The sequence below is a fragment of the Cystobacter fuscus genome (genome assembly GCF_002305875.1).
GTDB lineage: Bacteria > Myxococcota > Myxococcia > Myxococcales > Myxococcaceae > Cystobacter > Cystobacter fuscus_A.
This window is the reverse complement of the sequence record NZ_CP022098.1, coordinates 11,556,757-11,576,879: the sequence shown is the minus strand read 5'-3', so window position 1 is coordinate 11,576,879 and position 20,123 is coordinate 11,556,757. Positions and strand designations below refer to the sequence as shown.

At 69.8% G+C, this 20,123-nt stretch carries 15 protein-coding genes; 12 read left to right on the top strand and 3 right to left on the bottom strand.

Annotated elements, in window-relative coordinates; translation table 11 throughout:
- Positions 1-46: 46 nt before the first annotated feature.
- Entirely contained in the window at positions 47-1,081 is a 1,035-nt protein-coding gene (locus tag CYFUS_RS46835) for a glucodextranase DOMON-like domain-containing protein (RefSeq protein WP_095991145.1), read from the top strand.
- Here CYFUS_RS46835 and CYFUS_RS46830 read toward each other — a convergent pair.
- Positions 1,007-2,662, bottom strand: coding sequence for an alpha-amylase family glycosyl hydrolase (locus CYFUS_RS46830; RefSeq protein WP_095991144.1), 1,656 nt, complete (start codon positions 2,660-2,662; stop codon positions 1,007-1,009). The genes CYFUS_RS46835 and CYFUS_RS46830 overlap by 75 nt on opposite strands.
- A gap of 205 nt (positions 2,663-2,867) precedes the next feature.
- On the opposite strand from CYFUS_RS46830, the gene pulA reads away from it, so the two are divergent.
- The 5 genes from pulA to CYFUS_RS46805 all read left to right on the top strand — a co-directional run bounded on the left by pulA (position 2,868) and on the right by CYFUS_RS46805 (position 11,170).
- Positions 2,868-6,311: a pullulanase-type alpha-1,6-glucosidase gene (gene pulA, locus CYFUS_RS46825; protein ID WP_095991143.1), complete on the top strand. Its 3,444-nt coding sequence runs from the start codon at positions 2,868-2,870 to the stop codon at positions 6,309-6,311.
- Positions 6,312-6,446: 135 nt separating this feature from the next.
- A complete protein-coding gene (gene larB, locus CYFUS_RS46820; protein ID WP_095991142.1) occupies positions 6,447-7,199 on the top strand; it encodes a nickel pincer cofactor biosynthesis protein LarB in 753 nt (250 codons plus the stop codon).
- An 11-nt stretch (positions 7,200-7,210) separates the two neighbouring features.
- Entirely contained in the window at positions 7,211-8,383 is a 1,173-nt protein-coding gene (larC, locus tag CYFUS_RS46815; RefSeq protein ID WP_095991141.1) for a nickel pincer cofactor biosynthesis protein LarC, read from the top strand.
- 47 nt (positions 8,384-8,430) lie between these two features.
- Positions 8,431-9,507, top strand: coding sequence for a dipeptide epimerase (locus tag CYFUS_RS46810; protein ID WP_095991140.1), 1,077 nt, complete (start codon positions 8,431-8,433; stop codon positions 9,505-9,507).
- A gap of 13 nt (positions 9,508-9,520) precedes the next feature.
- A complete protein-coding gene (locus CYFUS_RS46805; protein ID WP_198316374.1) occupies positions 9,521-11,170 on the top strand; it encodes an FAD-dependent monooxygenase in 1,650 nt (549 codons plus the stop codon).
- A 1-nt stretch (position 11,171) separates the two neighbouring features.
- Here the strand turns inward: CYFUS_RS46805 and CYFUS_RS46800 are convergent, their stop codons facing one another.
- On the bottom strand, positions 11,172-12,017 hold the full coding sequence (locus CYFUS_RS46800) for a DMT family transporter (RefSeq protein WP_095991138.1): 846 nt from the start codon (positions 12,015-12,017) through the stop codon (positions 11,172-11,174).
- 129 nt (positions 12,018-12,146) lie between these two features.
- Between CYFUS_RS46800 and CYFUS_RS46795 the strand changes: the two genes are divergently transcribed.
- From CYFUS_RS46795 to CYFUS_RS46780, 4 genes are all read left to right on the top strand, one after another.
- Entirely contained in the window at positions 12,147-12,671 is a 525-nt protein-coding gene (locus CYFUS_RS46795) for a transcriptional regulator (RefSeq protein WP_095991137.1), read from the top strand.
- A gap of 84 nt (positions 12,672-12,755) precedes the next feature.
- The gene (gene grpE / locus CYFUS_RS46790) at positions 12,756-13,631 is read left to right on the top strand and encodes a nucleotide exchange factor GrpE (protein WP_095991136.1); all 876 of its coding nucleotides are present in this window, start codon (positions 12,756-12,758) and stop codon (positions 13,629-13,631) included.
- 6 nt (positions 13,632-13,637) lie between these two features.
- A complete protein-coding gene (dnaK, locus tag CYFUS_RS46785; RefSeq protein WP_095991135.1) occupies positions 13,638-15,470 on the top strand; it encodes a molecular chaperone DnaK in 1,833 nt (610 codons plus the stop codon).
- A gap of 53 nt (positions 15,471-15,523) precedes the next feature.
- Positions 15,524-17,017 (top strand): serine/threonine-protein kinase, encoded by a 1,494-nt coding sequence (locus tag CYFUS_RS46780; protein ID WP_095991134.1) that lies wholly within the window; start codon positions 15,524-15,526, stop codon positions 17,015-17,017.
- A 3-nt stretch (positions 17,018-17,020) separates the two neighbouring features.
- Here the strand turns inward: CYFUS_RS46780 and CYFUS_RS52095 are convergent, their stop codons facing one another.
- The gene (locus CYFUS_RS52095; RefSeq protein ID WP_198316373.1) at positions 17,021-17,725 is read right to left on the bottom strand and encodes a hypothetical protein; all 705 of its coding nucleotides are present in this window, start codon (positions 17,723-17,725) and stop codon (positions 17,021-17,023) included.
- Between the two features lie 253 nt (positions 17,726-17,978).
- Between CYFUS_RS52095 and CYFUS_RS46770 the strand changes: the two genes are divergently transcribed.
- Positions 17,979-19,181 carry an ABC transporter substrate-binding protein gene (locus CYFUS_RS46770; RefSeq protein WP_095991133.1) on the top strand — a complete coding sequence of 401 codons (1,203 nt, stop codon included), beginning with the start codon at positions 17,979-17,981 and terminating at the stop codon, positions 19,179-19,181.
- Positions 19,181-20,110: a branched-chain amino acid ABC transporter permease gene (locus tag CYFUS_RS46765; RefSeq protein WP_095991132.1), complete on the top strand. Its 930-nt coding sequence runs from the start codon at positions 19,181-19,183 to the stop codon at positions 20,108-20,110. The genes CYFUS_RS46770 and CYFUS_RS46765 overlap by 1 nt, the downstream gene beginning before the upstream one ends.
- Positions 20,111-20,123 lie beyond the last annotated feature (13 nt).

Genomic DNA, 20,123 nt, shown 5'->3' with positions numbered 1-20,123 from the left:
GCCGGGCCCTCGTCATGTCCACTCTCCGTCAGGAAGGCCCCTCGCCATGCCCCTGCTCCCCGTGCCGTCGCGCCGCTGTCTCTCCCTCCTGTTGCTCGTCGTCCTGGCCTCAGCCTGTCGTGGCACGCGCGGGGCCACGCCGCTCTTCTCCCTGGAGGATCCCCGGGGGGATGACCACGGGGACGGCGAGCTGCGCTACCCGCTGCGCGAGGACCTGGGCCCGGGCGCGATGGATCTGCTCTCGCTGCGCGCCTGGCCCGAGAGCGGGGGAACGCGCTTCGAGGCCATCTTCGCCCGCCCCATCGCCTCGCCCACCGCGCGCACCGTGGACGGCGTGGGCACCACCCTGGTGGATCAGGCCCGCCTCGGCTTCTACACCTTCAACCTGGACGTGTACGTGGACCAGGATCGGCGCGAGGGCTCGGGGAGCACGGACACGCTCCCGGGCCGCCGCCTCGTGCTCGCTCCGGGCAGCGCCTGGGAGAAGGCCCTCCTCCTGTCGCCCCGTCCCCTCGAGGCGAGGGACTCATTGCGTGCGCTGTGGCGCGAGGCGGCGCTCGCCGAGGCCCAGCGGACTGAGGGCTCGCTCGGTGGACCCGCGTTGAAGGCCCTGGAGGCGGAGGTCGAGCGGCGCATCGACACGAGCGTCTTCTTCCCCACGCGCGTCAACGTCACCGGCGCGCGGGTGTCCTTCTTCGTGCCGGAGTCCTTCCTGGGAGGTCCGGCGAGCGCGTCCTGGGGCTACGCGGTGGCGGTGACGGGCGCGGTGCTCACCCGGCGCGTGTCGATGCCCGCCTTCCTCGGGGGCGTGACGGCGCCGCCCGAGCAGGGAGTGCTGGTGCTGGGCATCGGCCCGGGCGTGTCCCACGAGCGCTTCGGTGGGGGACGCGTGGGCGGCGCGCCCCAGTCGCCGGTGGTGGACCTGGTGGTGCCCGAGGGCGTGCGGCAGGAGGACGTGCTCGGGCCCCAGGCGCCGCCGTGGCCGGCGGTGGTACCCGATGCGTCGCTACCGCAGGCGCCAGATGCCGGTGGCGCGGCCGGGCAGGGTGAGGCTCCAGGCGGTGCCGCTCCGCGCGGGTGAGCCCACGGCGGCGTCCGTGAAGAGGGGCTCGAGGGACTCCGCCTCCAGCTCGAACGGCCCCGTGGTCTCCGAGGAGTCACCGAGGTTGTGCACCACGAGCACGCGCTCGCCGCCGAGCGTGCGCAGGAAGGCGAGCGTGGGCGTGCGGCCCCGGGTGGAGGTGAGCAGGAGGAGGCCGCCGCGCTCCAGGGCCGGCGAGGCGTGGCGGGCCCGGATGAGCGCGCGGTAGCGCGAGAGCAGTGAGCCCGGTTCATTCGTCTGCGTGGCCACGTTGGTACGCTCGTGGCCCGGGGAGAGCGCGAACCAGGGCGAGCCGGTGGTGAAGCCGCCTGCGGCGCTCGAGTCCCAGGACATGGGGGTGCGCTTGTCCTCGTCCTTGGTGGTGGGGCCATTGGCCAGGCCCAGCTCCTCGCCGTAATAGAGGAAGGGCGAGCCGGGCAGCGTGAGCATCACGGACGCCGCGGTCACCAGGGGCCCGGGCTGGCCAGCGAGCTGCGTGGCCACGCGGATGTTGTCGTGGTTGGTGAGGAAGGGCGCGTCCGCCACGCCCGCGGGGTAGCGGCCGCTCATCTCCGACAGCTTCAGGGCGATGCCGTTGCCGTTGCCGCTCCGGGCCGCCTCGAGCAGTGCCTCGGAGAGCGGGAAGTTGAAGTTGAGCGGCAGCTCGTCTCCCTGGGGCAGTCGCGCCGTGGAGCCGTAGTAGGTGGCGATGAGGGGCGTGGTGGTCCAGGCCTCGCCCACGAGCACCGCGTCGGACTTCACGCTCCGCACGTGCTCGGCGAACTCCTTCCAGAAGGCGTGCGTCTCGGCGGTGTCGGCCTGGCCGGTGAGCCCGCCGCCCGTTTCAATCAGGTAGCGCGCCGCGTCCAGCCGGAAGCCATCCACGCCCTTGGCCAGCCAGAAGGAGGCGAGGCGTTTGACTTCCTCGCGCACCGCGGGCGTGCGCAGGTTGAGGTCCGGCATGCCGCCCCAGAAGACACCGTAGTAGTAGGAGCCATTGAGCGCGTGCCAGGTGGAGCCGCTGGCGAAGATGTCCCAGGGCTGCTTCCAACCCAGGTCCTTGTCGCTCCACTGGTACCAGTCGCGCCGGGCCGAGCCGGGCGAGGACGCGGAGTCGATGAACCACGGGTGCTGCGAGCTGCTGTGGTTGATGACCAGGTCCACGATGACGCGCATGCCCCGGCGGTGGGCCTCGGCGCACAGGCGCTCGAAGTCCTCGTTGGTGCCGTAGTCCGGGTTGATGCGCTCGTAGTCCGTCACGTCGTAGCCGTGGTAGCTCGGCGAGGCGAACACGGGCATGAGCCACAGCGCGTCCACGCCGAGGTCCGTCGTGGTGCTCGGGTCTCCATCGTTGAGGTAGTCCAACCGGGAGATGAGGCCGGGCAGGTCTCCCTTTCCGTCTCCGTTGGAGTCCTGGAAGCTGCGCACGAACAGCTCGTAGAAGACCGCGTGCGAGTACCAGGCGTCACTCGCGGGCGCGGCGAGCTCCACCCGAGCGGGCGGCGGTTCGTTCGGATTCGAGGGACCCGTGACGCAGGATGTCACGGCGAGCAGGGGCAACAGACGCGAGGCGCGGGGCATGGTGCGGCTGGCTTACCAGCGTCCTTCGCTCGTGGGCCAGTGCCTCAGGTGAAGGAGTGTGTCCCCTCTGCTATACGCTCGCGAGGCACCGCGGTGCTTCCGTGTCTTCGTGAGGCGGTCGCGCCGGGGTGTCTGCCTTCACCCCCCGATGGATGTCCGGCCGTCCGTGTCTCCGCGGCGGCTGGCTCACGCGAAAGGCGTATTCATGACCCCTGCTTCTCCACCCCTCGGAAGAATCCGGGCGCGGACCCTGCTCTGTGCCCTGTCCCTGCTCTCGGCTGGAGCCGCCTCGGCGCAGCCCGCGAGCGTCACGCTCGTCGGCTCCACGCCGTTGTGCGCTCCGGACGACACGGCCTGCACCTCGTCCCGCCTGGAGCAGGACCCGACCGACCTCATCTGGACGAAGTCGTTCGCGCTGCCCGCGGGCCCCACCACCTTCCGCGCGGCCGTGGACGAGGCGGGCACGGTGTCCACCTATGGGCAGAAGGGCGAGAAGGATGGCCCCGAGTACTCGCTGACGTCTGGCCAGCCGGAGAGCGTCAAGTTCTACTACGACCCGGAGAGCCATTGGGTCACCCACAACAAGTCCGTCATCGCCACCATCGCGGGCAGCTTCCAGAGCGAGCTGGGCTGTCCGGGTGACTGGGCGCCGGACTGTCTGCGCTCGTGGCTGAAGGACGTGGATGGAGATGGCACCTACACGTTCACGACGACGGCGATTTCCGCGGGCAGCTATGCGTGCAAGGTCGCCATCAACGAGAGCTGGAATGAGAACTATGGGGCGAATGGTGCGCCGGGTGGCGCTGACATCGGCTTCTCCGTGCCCTCCTCGGGGATGCCCGTGGTCTTCACCTACAACCCCACGAGCCACGTCTTGAGCATCGATGTGGTTGGCGCGCCCAAGGGGGACATCGAGCGGGCCCGGGCCTACTGGGTGTCCGGAGAGCTGCTGGCCTGGAACGCCACGGGCACGGACCCGCTGCCCCAGGGGGCCACCTTCCGGCTGCACCACGATCCCACGGGCGCGATGACGCTCGGGGCGACGGGCATCTCGGGGGGCAGCGTGCTGCCGCTGTCGATCGAGCCGGCGGGGCTGCCTCCGCACATCGCCGAGAAGTACCCGCACCTCAAGGGCCTGACGGTGCTGCGCATCGCCGACACGGACCTCATCCAGGTCAAGGACATCCTCAAGGGGCAGATGGCGCTGTCGCTCACGGACGCCGGGGGCAACGTGGTGAACGCCACCGGCGTGCAACTGCCGCTCGCGCTGGACGCGCTGTACGCCAACGACGAGGCCCTGGGTGTCTCCTGGTCGGGCAACACCCCCACCTTCAAGCTCTGGGCGCCCACGGCACGCAACGTGGCGCTGCTGCTCTACAGCAACTCCAAGCCGGAGTCGGTGGGCACGCGCGTGGCCATGTCGCTCGATGCCGCCACGGGCATCTGGAGCGCGAAGGTCGATGGGAGCTGGCGCAACAGGTTCTACCTCTACGAGGTGGAGGTGTACGTCCCCTCCCAGAAGCAGGTCGTGAAGAGCCTGGTCACCGACCCCTACTCGCTGAGCCTGTCTCTCAACAGCAAGCGCAGCCAGGTGGTGAACCTGGCGGATCCGGCGCTCGCGCCCGCGGGCTGGAACTCGCTCCAGAAGCCCGCGCTCGACGCGCCCGAGGACATCGTCCTCTACGAACTGCACGTGCGCGACTTCAGCATCCACGACCTGACGGTGCCCGAGCCGAGGCGCGGCACCTTCCTGGCCTTCACCGAGGCGGAGTCCAACGGCATGAAGCACCTGCGGGGCCTCGCGCGGAAGGGCCTGACGCACGTGCACCTGCTGCCGGTGTTCGACATCGCCACCATCGAGGAGGACCGCTCCAAGCAGCAGACGCCCGCGGGCAACCTCGCCGCCCTGCCTCCGGACTCCGAGGAGCAGCAGAAAGCGGTGGTGGCGGTGAAGGACACGGACGGCTTCAACTGGGGCTACGATCCGTTCCACTACACCGTGCCCGAGGGCAGCTACGCGGTGAACCCGGATGGCAACTCGCGCATCGTCGAGTTCCGCCAGATGGTGAAGGCGCTGTCGGACAGCGGCCTGCGCGTGGTGATGGACGTGGTCTACAACCACGTCAACGGCTCGGGGCTGTCGGACACGTCGGTGCTCGACAAGGTGGTGCCCGGCTACTACCAGCGGCTCAACGCGGACGGCAACGTCGAGACGAGCACCTGCTGCCAGAACACCGCCTCCGAGCACGCCATGTTCGAGAAGCTCATGGTGGACTCGCTCGTCACCTGGGCGAAGTTCTACAAGGTGGATGGCTTCCGCTTCGACCTGATGGGCCACCACATGAAGTCCAACATGCTCAAGGTCCAGGAGCGGCTGCGCGCGCTCACCGTGGAGAAGGACGGTGTGGACGGCTCGAAGCTCTACCTCTACGGCGAGGGCTGGGACTTCGGCGAGGTGCAGGGCAACGCGCGGGGCATCAACGCCACGCAGCTCAACATGACGGGCACGGGCATTGGCACCTTCAGTGACCGGCTGCGCGACGCGGCGCGCGGCGGAGGCCCGTTCAGTGGCCTGAAGGAGCAGGGCTTCATCAGCGGCCTCTGGTACGACCCCAACGCGTCCACCTCCGGGACGCCCGAGGAGCAGCGCCAGCGGCTACTGCACCACATGGATCAGATCCGCGTGGGCCTGGCGGGCAACCTGCGTGACTACACGCTCGTCAACAAGGAGGGCAACACGGTGAAGGGCTCGGAGGTGGACTACAACGGCCAGCCCGCCGGCTACACGTCCGATCCCCAGGAGGTCATCACCTACGTCTCGGCGCACGACAACGAGACGCTGTTCGACGCCGTCCAGTTCAAGGCGCCCGCCTCGGCCGACCTGGACACCCGGGTGCGCATGCACAACATGGGCTTGAGCCTGGTGGCGCTCGGCCAGGGCATTCCCTTCTTCCACGCGGGCGACGAGCTGCTGCGCTCCAAGTCGCTCGACCGCGACAGCTACAACTCGGGAGACTGGTTCAACGCGCTCGACTTCACCTACACGTCGAACAACTGGGGCGTGGGCCTGCCCCCCGAGGAGAAGAACAAGGACAACTGGCCCGCCATGAAGGAGCTGCTGGGCAACCCGGCGCTCAAGGCCACGCCGGAGCACATCCGCCGCGCGCACGAGCACTTCGGCGAGATGCTGAGCATCCGCAAGAGCGCGGCCCTGTTCCGCCTGCGCACCGCCCAGCAGGTCCAGGAGCACGTGGGCTTCCTGAACACGGGCCCCTCGCAGGTGCCGGGCCTCATCGTCATGAAGCTCCAGGACAGTGCGGCCACCGACGGGGTGACCGACGTGGTGGTGTTCTTCAACGCCAACGACGAGCAGCAGAGCTTCCAGATCCCCGAGTACGCCAACCGCGAGATGGTGCTGCACCCCGTGCAGCAGGGCTCGTCGGATCCGGTGGTGCGCGGCGCGTCGTTCCAGTCGGGCTCCTTCACCGTGCCGGGGCGCAGCACGGTGGTGTTCGTGAACCCGGGGCAGCAGGTTCCCCCCGAGGGATCGGACGGCTGCGGCGGCTGCGCGGGGACCGGCGGCGGGGCCATGGGCGGTCTGGCCCTGCTGGCGGGTGGCCTGTTGCGCAAGCGGCGCCGTGCATCGTGATTCACGGGCGGTCATGACGCACCGGTGAAGGAAGAGAGGGGCCCCGGAGGGAAGTCCGGGGCCCTTTTTCATTCCCGCACAGCGCGAGCGCTTGCCGCGTGCGGCCCCGTGCGGAGTGGAGTAGAGGGAGCGGCCATGGATGAGAAGACGCTCACCCGACTGCTCGAGCAGGTGAAGGGCGGCAAGGTCTCCGTGGACGCCGCCGTGGGGCAGCTCAAGGACCTGCCCTTCGCCGAGCTGGGCTATGCGACGCTGGACACCCACCGCAGCCTGCGCTTCGGCTTTCCCGAGGTGGTGTTGGGCGAGCCGAAGACGGTGGAGCAGTTGCTCGGCATCGTGGCGAAGCTGGTGGAACGCAAGCAGACGGTGCTGGTGACGCGGCTGCAGCCGGACAAGGCCGAGGCGCTCCTGGCCGCCCATCCCAAGGGCGAGTACCACGCGGTGGCGCGCATCTTCCACCTGAAGCAGGGCAAGCCCAAGGCGGGCCGGGTGGCGGTGGTGACGGCGGGGACGAGCGACATTCCCGTCGCCGAGGAGGCGGTGCTCACCGCTCAGGCCATGGGGGCCACGGTGACGCGCGTTTACGACGTGGGCGTGGCGGGCATCCACCGGCTCTTGCGTCGGCGCGAGGAGATCCAATCCGCGCACGCGGCGGTGGTGGTGGCGGGCATGGAGGGAGCGTTGGCGAGCGCGGTGGGAGGGCTCGTGGGCATCCCCGTGGTGGCGGTGCCGACGTCGGTGGGGTACGGGGCCAACTTCGGTGGGGTGTCCGCGCTGCTGGCGATGGTGAACTCGTGCGCCTCGAACGTGGCGACGATGAACATCGACAATGGCTTCGGGGGCGGCTTCTACGCGGCGCTCATCTCGCGCACGCGCGGGCAGCGCTGAGGGACACGGGCATGCGCAAGGTTCTCTATCTGGAGCCCGTGGGCGGCATCGCCGGGGACATGTTCCTCGCGGCGGGCATCGATCTGGGCGTCTCGCCGGAGGCGCTCACCCAGGCGCTCAGTGGACTCGGGGTGCCGGGCTGGAAGCTGGCGGTGAGCCGGGCGGTGCGGCACGCCATCAGCGGCACTCACCTGGACGTGGTGCTGGACGAGCGCGAGGCGCACCCCCACCGGGCCTATTCGGACATCCGCGCGCTCATCGAGGCGGCGCCCACGCTGCCGCCTCGGGCCAAGGAGCGGGCGCTGGCGGTGTTCCGCGCCATCGGCGAGGCGGAGGCGAAGGTGCACGGGGTGTCGCTCGACGCCATCCACTTCCACGAGGTGGGCGCGGTGGACTCCATCGTGGACATCTGCGGGGCCGCGGTGGTGCTGGAGCTGCTGGGCGACCCCGAGGTGTACGCGGCGCCGCCGCCGCTGGGCAGTGGCACCATCCGGGTGGCGCACGGCAACATGCCCATCCCGGTGCCGGCCACGCTGGAGCTGCTCCGGGAACTGCCGGTGCGCTTCGAGGGCGTGGGCGAGCTGACGACGCCCACGGGAGCGGCGCTGCTCAAGGTGCTCACGCGCATCGCCCCGCCGCCCGCGGACTTCCGCATGGAGCGCATCGGCTACGGCGTGGGGACGAAGGACTTCCGCGACCGGCCCAACGTGTTGCGCGCCACCCTGGGCCGGGCCGAGGGCCAGACGCAGGGCCTCTGGGTGCTCGAGGCGAACCTGGACGACAGCACGCCGCAGTTGCTCGGCTACCTGCTGGAGCATGTGCTGACGCGGGGCGCGCTGGACGCCTGGGTGGTGCCCGCGACGATGAAGAAGGCGCGGCCGGGCCATGTGCTGAGCGTGCTGGTGGAGTCGAGCGCGAAGGAGGTCGTGGTGGACCTGTTGCTGCGCGAGTCCACGACGCTCGGGGTTCGCTCCTACTCCGTGGAGCGGCGGGCCTTGGAGCGCGACTGGGTGGAGGTCGAGACGCCCTGGGGTCCGGTGCGGGTGAAGCGCGGCCTGCGCGACGGCGTGGTGCTCAACGCCCACCCCGAGTTCGAGGACTGCCGCCGGGTGGCCGAGTCCGCCGGAGTTCCGCTCAAGCAGGTGATGGCGGCGGCGCTGGCGGCGCTCGGCTCCGGGCGCTGACTTCCGCCGCTCCATTCTCTTCCATTTCCTTTCTTCCCCACGAGACCATGAACCCAACCGTCATCACCGAGCTGCGCTTCGAGCCCCTGAACCTCCCGCTCACCGAGCCCTTCGCCATCGCCACCGGGGCTCCGGAGCGGGCGGACAACGTGTTGGTGCGGCTCACCCTCGCGGACGGCACGGTGGGGCTGGGCGAGGCGGCGCCCTTCACGGCCGTCTCCGGTGAGACGCAGGCGAGCACGCTCGAGGCCATGGCCTCCGTGCGCGACGCCCTCGTGGGCCGGGACGCGAGCGCCTGGCGACCCATCGGCGCGTGGCTCGGGGAGGCGCTGCCCCGGGCTCCGTCGGCGCGCTGTGGAATCGAGCTGGCGTTGCTGGACGCGCTGGGCCGTCACCACCGCATGCCCCTGGCCACCCTGTTCGGAGGCGCGGGCAGCACGCTGGACATCGACATGACGGTGACGGCGGGGGACGAAGCGCACGCGGCCTCGTCGGCCCGGGCCATCGTCGCGCGGGGCATCCGCACCCTCAAGGTGAAGGTGGGCGCGCTGAGTCCGGAAGAGGACGTGCGGCGCATGGTCATCATCCGCCGGGAGGCGCCCGGGACGCGGCTGTTCGCGGACGCCAACGGGGGCTACACGGTGGCGGGCGCGCGCGCCTTCCTGTCCGGCCTGGAGGCGGCGGGTGTTCCGCTGGCGCTCTTCGAGCAGCCCGTGCCGCGCGAGGACTGGGAGGGGCTGGCCGAGCTGACGCGCTCCTCGCGGGTGCCCATCTGCGCGGACGAGTCGGCGCGCACGGTGGCGGACGTGGTGCGCCTGGGCCGCGAGGGCGGCGCGCACGGGGTGAACCTCAAGCTGATGAAGAGCGGGGTGGTGGAGTCGCTGGCCATGTGGAACGTGGCGCGCGCCTTCGGCATGGAGTTGATGATGGGCGGCATGCTGGAGAGCACCCTGGCGATGAGCAGCGCCGTGCACTTCGCCGCGGGCCTGGGCGGTTTCGATTACGCGGACCTGGACACCCACCTCTTCATTCGCGAGCATTCCTTCCGCGGGGGGTTGCGGATCGAGGGGGGACGGGTGGACGTCGGTCACGTCCAGGCCGGCCATGGTGTCGAGCTGGACTGAGCGAGGGCGGCACATGTTGGACGCACTGGTGGTGGGCGCCGGGCCGACGGGCCTGATGATGGCATCGGAGCTGGCGCGGCATGGGCTGAGCTGTCGCGTGGTGGAGCAGCTCACGGCGCCCTCGCCGCTGTCTCGCGCGCTGGCGGTGCAGGCCCGCACGCTGGAGATCTTCGAGGACCTGGGCATCGTGGAGCGGGCCCTCGCCCTCGGGCGCGAGACCCTGGGCTTCAACGTGGTGGGGACGGGCGGGACGCGCTCGCGGGTTTCCCTGCGCGGCTTCACCTGGCTGGAGACGCGCTACCCCTTCATCCTCATGCTCCCGCAGGACGTCACCGAGGCCCTGCTCACCGAGCACCTGGGCTCGTTCGGCCCCCGGGTGGAGCGGGGTGTGGCGCTGGAGGGCTTCCAGCAGGAGGTGGATGGGGTCGTGGCCACCTTGAGGCACGAGGATGGCCGGGTGGAGCGCGTGTCCGCGCGGTGGCTGCTGGGCTGTGACGGCGCGCGCAGCCGGGTGCGCAAGGGCCTGGGCCTGCCCTTCGAGGGCTCGACGTATGAGGACTCGTGCGTGCTGGCGGACGTGCGCGTGGAATGGTCCCTGGGTGAGGGCGAGCTGTGCATCATTCCGTCCGCGCACGGCGTGGTGGGGGCCTTCCCCATGCCGGGTGATCAGCGCTACCGGTTGTTCTTCATCCGGCCGCACGAGGATGCCGCGGACGCCGCCGACGACATGGCGCCCCTCGCCCTGGAGGAGATCCAGGCGCTGGTGAAGCAGATGGTGCCCGTGCCGACGCGCGTGAGCGAGCCGCGGTGGATGTCGCGCTATCGGCTGCACAGCCGGGGCGTGACGCGCTACCGCCAGGGCCGGGTGTTCCTCGCCGGCGACGCCGCGCACATCCACAGCCCCGTGGGAGGCCAGGGGATGAACACGGGCATCCAGGATGCCTACAACCTCGCCTGGAAGCTGGCGCTCGTCACCCGGGGCCGCGCGCCGGAGTCGCTGCTCGACACGTACGAGCTGGAGCGGCACCCCGTGGGACGCCATCTGCTGCAGGGCACGGACCGGGCCTTCTCCCTCATGGCGCGAGGAGGGCTCGGCGCGCGGTTGTTCCGCGCCCACGTGGTGCCCCGGCTCGCCAGCCGGCTGTTCGACAATCTCGCCGCGCAGCGCCGGTTGTCGCGCTTCATCTCCCAGCTCTCCATCCGCTACCGCGAGAGCCCCCTGTCCACCGAGCACTTGTGGGGCGAGGACGTGGGCGGCGTGCGCAGGCGGCAAGGCCCCGCGCCCGGGGAGCGTGTCCCGGAGATGCCCATCCGGGGGGAGGGCGTGGAGCGCCTGCACCAGGTGTTGCGCGGACCCCAGCACACGCTGCTGCTGTTCACGGGCCTGAAGTTCGAGGCCCCGCGGCGTGGGGAGCTGGTCGCGCTCGCGGAGCGGCTGGAGCGGCAGTACGGGCCCTGGTTGAAGGCGCGCGTGGTGGTGTCCGGAGAGGGCACGCCCGCCCCCTGGGTGCTGGCCGACGAGGACGGCGCGGTGCATCGCCGCTTCGGCGCCGGGGCGGAGGGGTTCTACCTGGTGCGGCCCGACGGGTATGTGGGCCACCGCGAGTGGCCGCTCGAGACGAAGCGGCTGGAAGCGGAGCTCGCGCGCCGGCTGGGCCGGTAGCTCAGGTCTCTTCTCGCGCGGGGGGGCTGCGGCCCGAGGGCGTGGCGCTCAGCGTGCGCCACGCGGTGGCCAGGAGGATGATGGTGCCGCCCACGAGCGCCCAGGGGCCGGGCCGCTCGCCCGCGAAGAGGAAGGTCCACACGGGGTTGAGCACCGGCTCGAGCAGGATGAGCAGCGAGGCCTCCAGCGCGGGCGTCTCGCGCAGTCCCCGCTCGAAGAGCGCATAGGCGCACCCGAGCTGGAACACGCCGAGGAAGACGAGCATCCCGAGATCCATCGCCGTGGGGCGGGGCCCCTCGAGGGCGGGCACCAGCGTGGCGAGGCCCGCGAGGACGTTGCCCCACACGAGCACGGAGGTGCCCTCGCCGCGGGTCGCGCGCAGCCCGAGGATGCACAGCGCGAAGGTGACGCCCGAGCCCAGGGCCACCATGTTGCCCCAGAACTGGCCGGGGTTGAGCTGGTCGAGGAAGAAGAGGCTCAGGCCGAGCAGGAACACGGGCACGGCCATCCACTCGCCGCGCGAGGGGCGCTCACCGAGCACCAGTGGCGAGAGCAGCAGCACGTAGAGCGGCGCGGTGTCCTGCAGGAAGATGGCGTTGGCCGAGGTGGTGAGCTTGTTGGCCACGATGAACGTCACCACGGTGGCCGCGTAGGCCAGCGTGGCCAGGAGCCCACGAGCCGAGGGCCGTTTGCGCCCCGCGGGGAGGGCGAGCGCGAGCGCCCCGGCGGCGATGAGCGAACGACCAGAGGCGAGCTGCCAGGCGCTCAGGGTGGACAGCTTCACGATGACGCCCGCGGTGGACCAGAGCGCGGCGGCGGCGAGCAGGTAGAGGCGGGAAGGATGCATGGGCGGGACCGGGTGCCCTTAGCATGTCGCGACTGTCCGATTCGTGAGATGAGCCCGCAAGATTGTTTTGCGCATTGCGTAAGGGTGCAGTCAGATGGACGCACTGGCTGTCCTGGGGAGGCAACGACAATGGCCGAGAAGTGGGACAAGCAGTTGATGGACTTCCTCAAGCGCACGGGTGAGGAGCTCAAGCGTACGGGCGACGACCTCAAGACCGAGGCACAGCGGCTGCTCGTGGAGGTGCAGGACCCGAACAACCAGGCCAAGGTGAAGGAGGGGCTTCAGAACCTGCGCGTCTGGGCGGTGGCGACGGGCAAGCAGGCCGCGGATCACCTGGAGTCCGCCGTGCGCCGCGTGGAGGAGACCGTCGAGGGGGCCTTCGACAGACATTCCTCTTCCGCCTCTCCCCCGCCTCCGGTGCCTCCCGCGCCCCGGACCTCGTCGGCGCCTCCTCCGCCTCCGGTGCCCCCCACGCCTCCGGCGCCTCCCGAGGCCAAGACGGCGGCCAAGGCAGGCACCTCCAAGTCGATCGGCCGCAAGAAGCCCTCGGCCAAGACCGCTCCCGTCAAGACCGCCGCGAAGAAGTCGGCGGCCAGGAAGGCGAGTTCCCCCAAGTCGATCGGCCGCAAGAAGCCCGCTCGTCCGGCCTCCTGAGGTCCACGAGCGGCCGTCGGAGCAGGCGTGGGGCCTTGGGCCGTGGGCGTTGGATCAACCCGCGCCCCATGCCATAGTGCGCGCGTGGCCGGCTCCAATCGTGATGAGAAGGGCAGCATCCAGGCGGATATCTCTCAGGACGTCATCGACGAGGCGCTCAAGAGCGTCGAGCGGCGTGCCCATCCTCCCGCGAGTGGGGATGGGGATGTTCCGGAGGGGGGTAGAACGCTGGAAGTGGATATCCCCGAGGCAATGACCCTGGAGGTGGACATTCCCCCGTCCGTCCTCGGCGAGGGTGGTTCCGGCTCGGGCCCGGCCATGGCCGCCCTGACGGATACGCGTCAGCGTCTGGAGACCGTCCAGCGCGAGCTGGAGGAGGCCCGCGCCCAGCTCGAGTTCAGTCAGACCAAGAGCCGCGAGACGATGGAGCGCCTCAAGGAGAGCCACGAGCGCGCCCTGCGCGCCACGGCCGACCTGGAGAACTACAAGAAGCGCGCCCAGAAGGAGAAGGAGGAGCTCCAGAAGTTCGGCCTCGAGCGCCTGCTCAAGGACTTCCTCCCGGTGCTCGACAACCTGGATCGCGCGCTGGAGGCGGCCCAGAAGTCCACCGACTTCGAGGCCTTCCGCACCGGCGTGGAGATGACGCGCAAGCTGTTCGACAGCGCCATGGGCAAGCAGGGCGTCAAGGGTTTCTCCGCCGTGGGCCAGCCCTTCGATCCCCGCCTGCACGAGGCCATGCAGCAGGTGGAGAGCGCCACCGTGCCTCCGGGGCACGTCGTCTACGAGGCCGTGCGCGGCTACCTGCTCAATGATCGGCTCATGCGCCCCGCGCTGGTGGTGGTGGCGCGCGCTCCCGAGGGAGCCAGGCCCGAGCCGGCTTCCAGCACAACGCCGGGGAGTGCGCCCACGGGGGGGGCCACTTCCGCGCAGCCCGGCAACACACCCGGTGAGGGCCAATAGAACGCCATGGGCAAGGTCATTGGAATCGATCTGGGGACGACGAACTCCTGCGTGGCCGTGATGGAAGGCGGCGAGCCGGTGGTCATCCCCAACAGCGAGGGCAGCCGCACCACCCCCTCGATGGTGGGCTTCACCGAGTCCGGTGAGCGCCTGGTGGGGCAGATCGCCAAGCGGCAGGCCATCACCAATCCCGAGAACACCGTCTTCGCCGTCAAGCGGCTCATCGGCCGCAAGTTCGACTCGCCCGAGGCCAAGAAGGCCATCAGCGTGAGTCCCTTCCGCGTGGTGCCCAGCCCCAATGGGGACGCGTGGGTGGAGAGCCGCGGCAAGGGCTACAGCCCGCCGGAGATCAGCGCCATCGTGCTGATGAAGATGAAGCAGACGGCGGAGGACTACCTCGGCGAGCCCGTGACCGAGGCGGTCATCACCGTGCCCGCCTACTTCAATGACAGCCAGCGCCAGGCCACCAAGGACGCGGGCCGCATCGCCGGCCTCAACGTGCTGCGCATCATCAACGAGCCCACGGCCGCGGCGCTCGCCTACGGTCTGGACAAGGTGCGCGAGACGAACGCCGAGCGCATCGCGGTGTACGACCTGGGCGGCGGCACGTTCGATATCTCCATCCTGGAGCTCAACTCGGGCGTCTTCGAGGTCAAGAGCACCAACGGCGACACGTTCCTGGGCGGCGAGGACTTCGATCAGCGCCTCATCGACTTCCTGGCCAAGCGCTTCGCCGAGCAGAACAACGGGTTGGACCTGCGCAGGGACCGCATGGCGCTGCAGCGCCTGAAGGAGGCCTCCGAGCGCGCCAAGCACGAGCTGTCCAGCGCGACGGAGACCGAGGTCAACCTCCCCTTCATCACCGCGGACGCCACCGGCCCCAAGCACCTCACCGAGACGATCGAGCGCACCACCTTCGAGTCCCTGGTGTCGGACCTGGTGGAGCGCTCCATCGAGCCGTGCCGCATCGCGCTCAAGGACGCGGGCATTCCCGCGCAGCAGATCCACCAGGTGTTGCTGGTGGGCGGCATGACGCGCATGCCGGCGGTGCAGCAGAAGGTGAAGGAGTTCTTCGGCAAGGAGCCGCACAAGGGCATCAACCCGGACGAGGTCGTCGCCGTGGGCGCGGCCATCCAGGGCGGCGTGCTCAAGGGCGAGGTGAAGGACGTCCTCCTGCTGGACGTGACGCCGTTGTCGCTGGGCGTGGAGACGGCGGGCGGCGTGTTCACGAAGATCATCGACAAGAACACCACCATTCCCTGCAAGAAGGGCCAGGTGTTCTCCACCGCGGTGGACAACCAGCCGCTGGTGAGCGTGCACGTGCTGCAGGGCGAGCGCGAGATGGCGGTGGACAACAAGACGCTGGCGCGCTTCGAGCTGGTGGGCATTCCCCCGGCGCCCCGTGGCGTGCCGCAGATCGAGGTCTCCTTCGACATCGACGTCAACGGCATCGTGCACGTGAGCGCCAAGGACCTGGGCACCGGCAAGGTGCAGCAGGTGCGCGTGGTGGGCAACTCGGGCCTGACCGAGTCGGAGATCCAGTCGATGATCTCCGACGCCCAGGCCAACCAGTCCAACGACAAGCTGAAGAAGGAGCTGGCCGAGCTGCGCAACAACGCCGACTCGCTCATCTACACCACGGAGAAGAGCCTCGAGGAGTACGGCAACGTCCTCCAGGAGAAGGACCGCACGGAAATCAAGGCCGACCTGGACCACCTCAGGGAGACGCTCCAGGGGTCGGACGCGGCGGCGGTGCGCGAGGCCTACCAGAAGCTGGAGACGAGCGCCTACCGCATCGCGGACGCCCTCTACGCGGATCAGTCCAAGGCGAGCTCGTGAGGTGACGCGGGGCCTCTTCCCGAGGCCCTCGTCTCCGGTGTTCAATACGTCTCGTGGATTTCCCTTCGCTCGAAGCCGAGGTCGCCTTCCTGCGCGGCCTGACCGCCGTGGTGCGGATGGCGGACGACATCCTCGAGGACTGCCTGGAGCGGGGGTTGAACCTCGACGCGGCGGTGGATGTCTTCCTCACGCAGTGCGCCCGGCTGGTGCACGCCTCGGCGGGTTTCATCAGCCTCCGGGGCACCACGGGGCCGGTGCTCACCCGTGTCTCGGGCCGGCTGGGGGCGGACGTCTTCGAGGCCGCGGGCTGGAAGGGCTGCCGCCGCCTGTCCCCCGAGCGCATGCTCTTCTGTGCTCCGCTGGCGCTCGGCCGCCTGGAACTGGGCACGATGGGGCTGGTGGTGGAGGGCCGCTTCGACGATGGCGGCGCGCTGGTGATGAAGCTGGTGGACGCCATGGCGGATCAGCTCGACAACGCGCTCCTGGCCTTCATCGCGCTGGCCGATGGGCGCAACGTGCTGGAGCGGCTGGACGAGCTGGCCCCCGAGGATCCCCTGTCGGGAACGCGCGGACGGATCGGCCGCTATGAGCTGGTGACGCCGCTGGGCTCGGGCGGCATGGCGCAGGTGCTGGTGGCGCGCACGCGAGGGCCGGAGGGGCTCGGCCGGCTGGTGGCGCTCAAGCGGATCCTCCCCCACCTGGCGTCGGATCCGGACATGGTGAAGCAGTTCCTGGACGAGGCGCGGATCGGCCTGCGGCTGTCCCACCCCAACCTCGTCACCTTCCACGACTTCGGTGAGTCACAGGGGGCCTACTTCCTGGTGATGGAGCTGGTGCGCGGGGTGGATTTCGATCGGCTGCTGGCGGTCACCCGGCCCTCCCCCGCGATGGTGGTGGCCATCGTGGTGCAGGCGCTCCACGGCCTGCACGCGGCCCACCGTGCGCGCGGCGAGGATGGGCACCCGTTGCAGTTGGTGCACCGGGACCTGTCCCCGCACAACCTGATGGTGGGCTTCGACGGGCGGGTGAAGGTGCTGGACTTCGGCGTGGCCAAGGCGCGCGCCCAGCGCACGGTCACCCTGCCGGGCATCGTCAAGGGCAAGCCGCTCTACATGTCTCCGGAACAGGCCCGGGGCCAGTCCCTGGACGCGCGCAGCGATCTCTTCGCCATGGGACTCATCCTCTACGAGGCCCTCACCGGCACGCGCGCCTTCGACCGGGGCGAGGAGGTGGAGTCCATGCACGCCATCTGCCTGGATCGGTTGACGCGGCCCGAGGGCATGTCGCTCGGGCTGTGGGAGGTGTTGGACAAGGCCCTGGCCAAGAAGCCGGAGCAGCGCTTCGCGCATGCGCTCCAGATGGCCGAGGCCCTGCTCCGGGTGTGCCCGCCGGCGCGGGAGGGGGACCTGGGGCAGCTCATGGCCACGCACTTCCCCGAGCGCCTGCATGGCTTCGAGCGCCTGGAGCGCGTCCACCTCGGCGCGGGCAAGCTGTCCGGTCCGCCGGCGGTGGCGCCCCCCACCGTGCGGGGGGACGCGAAGCGCTGAGGCTCAGAATCCGCGCTTCTTGGGATCCTGCTCGCCGCTGAGGTTCAACCGGCGCGCGGAGCTCGGGTCGGCGTCTCCGCGCATGTCCAGCCGACGCGTCTCCTCGTAGAGCTCGTCCTCGACGATGACGGTGGGCTCCTCCTCCGGGGTCGAGGCGCGCATCTCGGGCCGGGTGCCCTCGTGGCGCAGGGGCAGGCCGATTCCCGGCTCCTGGGGGAGGACCTTCGGCGCGGGCTGCTCGATGGCGCGGTCCCGGGCCCGGTCCTCTTCCGTCAGGAAGGGGCTGGCCGCGGCACCTTCCGTGTTGCGCGCTCCGATGCCCTGGTTGCCCAGGTCCTCGGTCCGCAGGCCCTCGATGCGGCGGCTCATGGGCAGGGCCGCATAGGCGTCCGGGTCGCTCCGGGCCATGTCCCGCTCCACCGCCGCGGTGTCGGCGGGGGCGCTTCCGACCCGGCCCGAGTCCAGGGGATCGATGTCGTGGAGTTCACTGGTGGCGAAGGGACGCAGACTGTCCTTGCCGTGGGCCAGGATGATCTCCCCCTCCACGATGTCCCCCACCTCCGAGTAGCGCACGGAGTAGTCCTTGGGGAAGAAGAGTCCCTTCTCGATGTGGAATTCGCTCTCGCCCACGGCGTACACCCTGCCCAACCGGTGCCCGTCGACGCTGCGAACGGTCATGCCTTCCTTGATTCCCTCGCGTTGATACATGATCCGCCTCCTCGCGGTTGGCTCCAGGAGAAAGATGGAGATCCCACGGTGGGAAGGGCACCTTCGCGTGGGAGGGCCCGGGGGGAGGCGCTCGGTGGGCTGGCGGCTCCTCATGGGGCGGGAAGGCTGCCTTTGGAATCGAGAAAAGGCCCCCGGAGGCCCGGGGAAACGGTTGCGTGCTTGACCCCTCAATCGGCTCCCCATAGAAAACCCGGGCCTTGCCACATCCCCTGGTCTCGTGAGGACGCCTCCCATGCGCCGTTTCACTCCGCTGTTTCTCGCAGTGTTCGCGCTCTTTTCGGCTGCCTGCGAAAAGAAGTCGCAGCCTACTCCCGCTGGTACGGACTCTCAGGGCCAGGCCGCCCAGCCTGCTCCCACGGGGGGCACGCCGCCCGCCGCCGACACCCTGCTGCTGGGTGAGGTGAGCAGCCTCACCGGCTCCCAGGCGACCTTCGGTGTGTCGACGCAGCGCGGTGTGGAAATGGCCGTCAAGGAGGCCAATGCCGCGGGCGGGGTGAAGGGCAAGAAGCTCGCGGTGCGCGTCTACGACAACCAGAGCAAGCCCGAGGAGGCGGCCCAGGCGACCACCCGCCTCGTCACCCAGGACAAGGTGCTGGTCATCCTCGGCGATGTGGCTTCGTCCAACTCCCTGGCCATGGCCGAGAAGGCGCAGGCGGCCGGAGTGCCGATGATCACCCCCGCCTCGACCAATCCGTCCGTGACGGAGAAGGGTGACTACATCTTCCGCGTCTGCTTCATCGACCCGTTCCAGGGCTTCGTGATGGCGAAGTTCGCGCGCGAGAACCTGAAGCTGGACCAGGTCGCCGTCCTCCAGGACAACAAGAGCGCCTACTCCATCGGCCTCAAGGAGGTGTTCACCCAGAAGTTCTCGGAGCTGGGCGGCAAGGTGCTGACCACGGAGAGCTACTCGCAGGGCGACACCGACTTCCGCGCGCAGCTCACCGCCATCAAGAAGACGAAGCCGCAGGCCATCTACGTCCCGGGCTACTACAACGACGTGGGCCTCATCGCCCGCCAGGCGCGCGAGCTGGGTCTGTCGGTGCCGCTGCTGGGTGGGGACGGCTGGGACTCGGAGAAGCTGTTCGAGCTGGCCGGCGATGCGCTGGATGGCGCCTACTTCTCCAATCACTACTCGCCGCAGAACCCGGATGAGCGCGTGAAGAAGTTCATCGCGGACTACACGGCGGCCTACGGTGGCACGCCGGACGCGATCGCGGCGCTGGCGTATGACTCGGCTCGCGTGGCGATCGCCGGCATCGAGAAGAGCAAGGACCTGACGGGCGCCTCCATCCGCGACGCCATCGCCCAGACGAAGGACTTCCCCGGCGTGGCTGGCACCATCACCCTGGATGAGAAGCGCAACCCCGTGAAGTCGGCGGTGATCCTCAAGGTTGGCGAAGGCAAGGCCAACTTCGTCACCACTGTCAAACCGTAATGTCCCAGCTCATCCAGCACCTCATCAACGGCATCGCCGCGGGCACGATCTACGCACTGGTCGCGCTCGGCTACACGATGGTGTACGGCGTGCTCAAGCTCATCAACTTCGCCCACGGCGACGTGATGATGGTTGGCGTGTACATGGGCTACGCGACGGCCTTGATGCTCGGACGGCAGGCGCGGGGCTCGGTGGGCGGCGTGCTGCTCATCTTCCTCGTGGCCATGGTGGGCTGCGCGCTCCTGGGCTTCCTCATCGAGCGCTTCGCCTACCGGCCGTTGCGCGAGAAGCCCCGGCTCACCGCGCTCATCACCGCCATTGGCATCTCGTTCACGCTCTCGTACGGCTTCCAGTTGGACATCGGGTTCCTGCCGGGCTCGGCGCCGCGCGCCTTCCCGCAGATCATCAAGCCGGCGCAGTGGTTCACGCTCGGCGACCCCGAGTTCCCGGATGTGGTGCTGTGGAACTGGCAGGTCATCTCGCTCCTGGTGGCGGTGGCTCTGATGGCGGGCCTGCAGTTCCTGGTCTACCGCACCCGCTTCGGGCGGGCGATGCGCGCGGTGTCCTTCGATCACCGCGTGGCGGCGCTGATGGGCATTCCCACCGATCGGATCATCTCGGTGACGTTCATGATCGGCAGCGCGCTGGCGGCGGGTGCGGGTCTGCTCTACGCCATCAAGGACACCTCGGTGAGTCCGCTGATGGGGCTGTACGTGGGCCTCAAGGCCTTCGTGGCGGCGGTCATCGGCGGCATCGGCAACGTGCCGGGCGCCATGGTGGGCGGCCTCCTGCTGGGGCTCGTGGAGGAGTTCGTGGTGGGCTATGCCGCGAGCACCTGGCGTGACGCGGTGGCCTTTGGCTTCTTGATCCTCGTGCTGCTCGTCCGTCCCGGAGGCCTGTTCGGCCGGGTCGCGGCGGAGAAGGTCTGACGCCGCGCATGGA

Excerpts from the sequence above, each read along its gene's own strand:
- CYFUS_RS46770 (WP_095991133.1), top strand. The coding sequence starts at position 17,979 with ATGCGCCGTTTCACTCCGCTGTTTCTCGCAGTGTTCGCGCTCTTTTCG.
- CYFUS_RS52095 (WP_198316373.1), bottom strand. The coding sequence starts at position 17,725 with ATGTATCAACGCGAGGGAATCAAGGAAGGCATGACCGTTCGCAGCGTC.
- larB (WP_095991142.1), top strand. The coding sequence starts at position 6,447 with ATGGATGAGAAGACGCTCACCCGACTGCTCGAGCAGGTGAAGGGCGGC.
- CYFUS_RS46765 (WP_095991132.1), top strand. The coding sequence starts at position 19,181 with ATGTCCCAGCTCATCCAGCACCTCATCAACGGCATCGCCGCGGGCACG.
- CYFUS_RS46805 (WP_198316374.1), top strand. The coding sequence starts at position 9,521 with ATGTTGGACGCACTGGTGGTGGGCGCCGGGCCGACGGGCCTGATGATG.
- larC (WP_095991141.1), top strand. The coding sequence starts at position 7,211 with ATGCGCAAGGTTCTCTATCTGGAGCCCGTGGGCGGCATCGCCGGGGAC.
- CYFUS_RS46835 (WP_095991145.1), top strand. The coding sequence starts at position 47 with ATGCCCCTGCTCCCCGTGCCGTCGCGCCGCTGTCTCTCCCTCCTGTTG.
- pulA (WP_095991143.1), top strand. The coding sequence starts at position 2,868 with ATGACCCCTGCTTCTCCACCCCTCGGAAGAATCCGGGCGCGGACCCTG.
- CYFUS_RS46830 (WP_095991144.1), bottom strand. The coding sequence starts at position 2,662 with ATGCCCCGCGCCTCGCGTCTGTTGCCCCTGCTCGCCGTGACATCCTGC.
- CYFUS_RS46800 (WP_095991138.1), bottom strand. The coding sequence starts at position 12,017 with ATGCATCCTTCCCGCCTCTACCTGCTCGCCGCCGCCGCGCTCTGGTCC.
- CYFUS_RS46810 (WP_095991140.1), top strand. The coding sequence starts at position 8,431 with ATGAACCCAACCGTCATCACCGAGCTGCGCTTCGAGCCCCTGAACCTC.
- dnaK (WP_095991135.1), top strand. The coding sequence starts at position 13,638 with ATGGGCAAGGTCATTGGAATCGATCTGGGGACGACGAACTCCTGCGTG.
- CYFUS_RS46795 (WP_095991137.1), top strand. The coding sequence starts at position 12,147 with ATGGCCGAGAAGTGGGACAAGCAGTTGATGGACTTCCTCAAGCGCACG.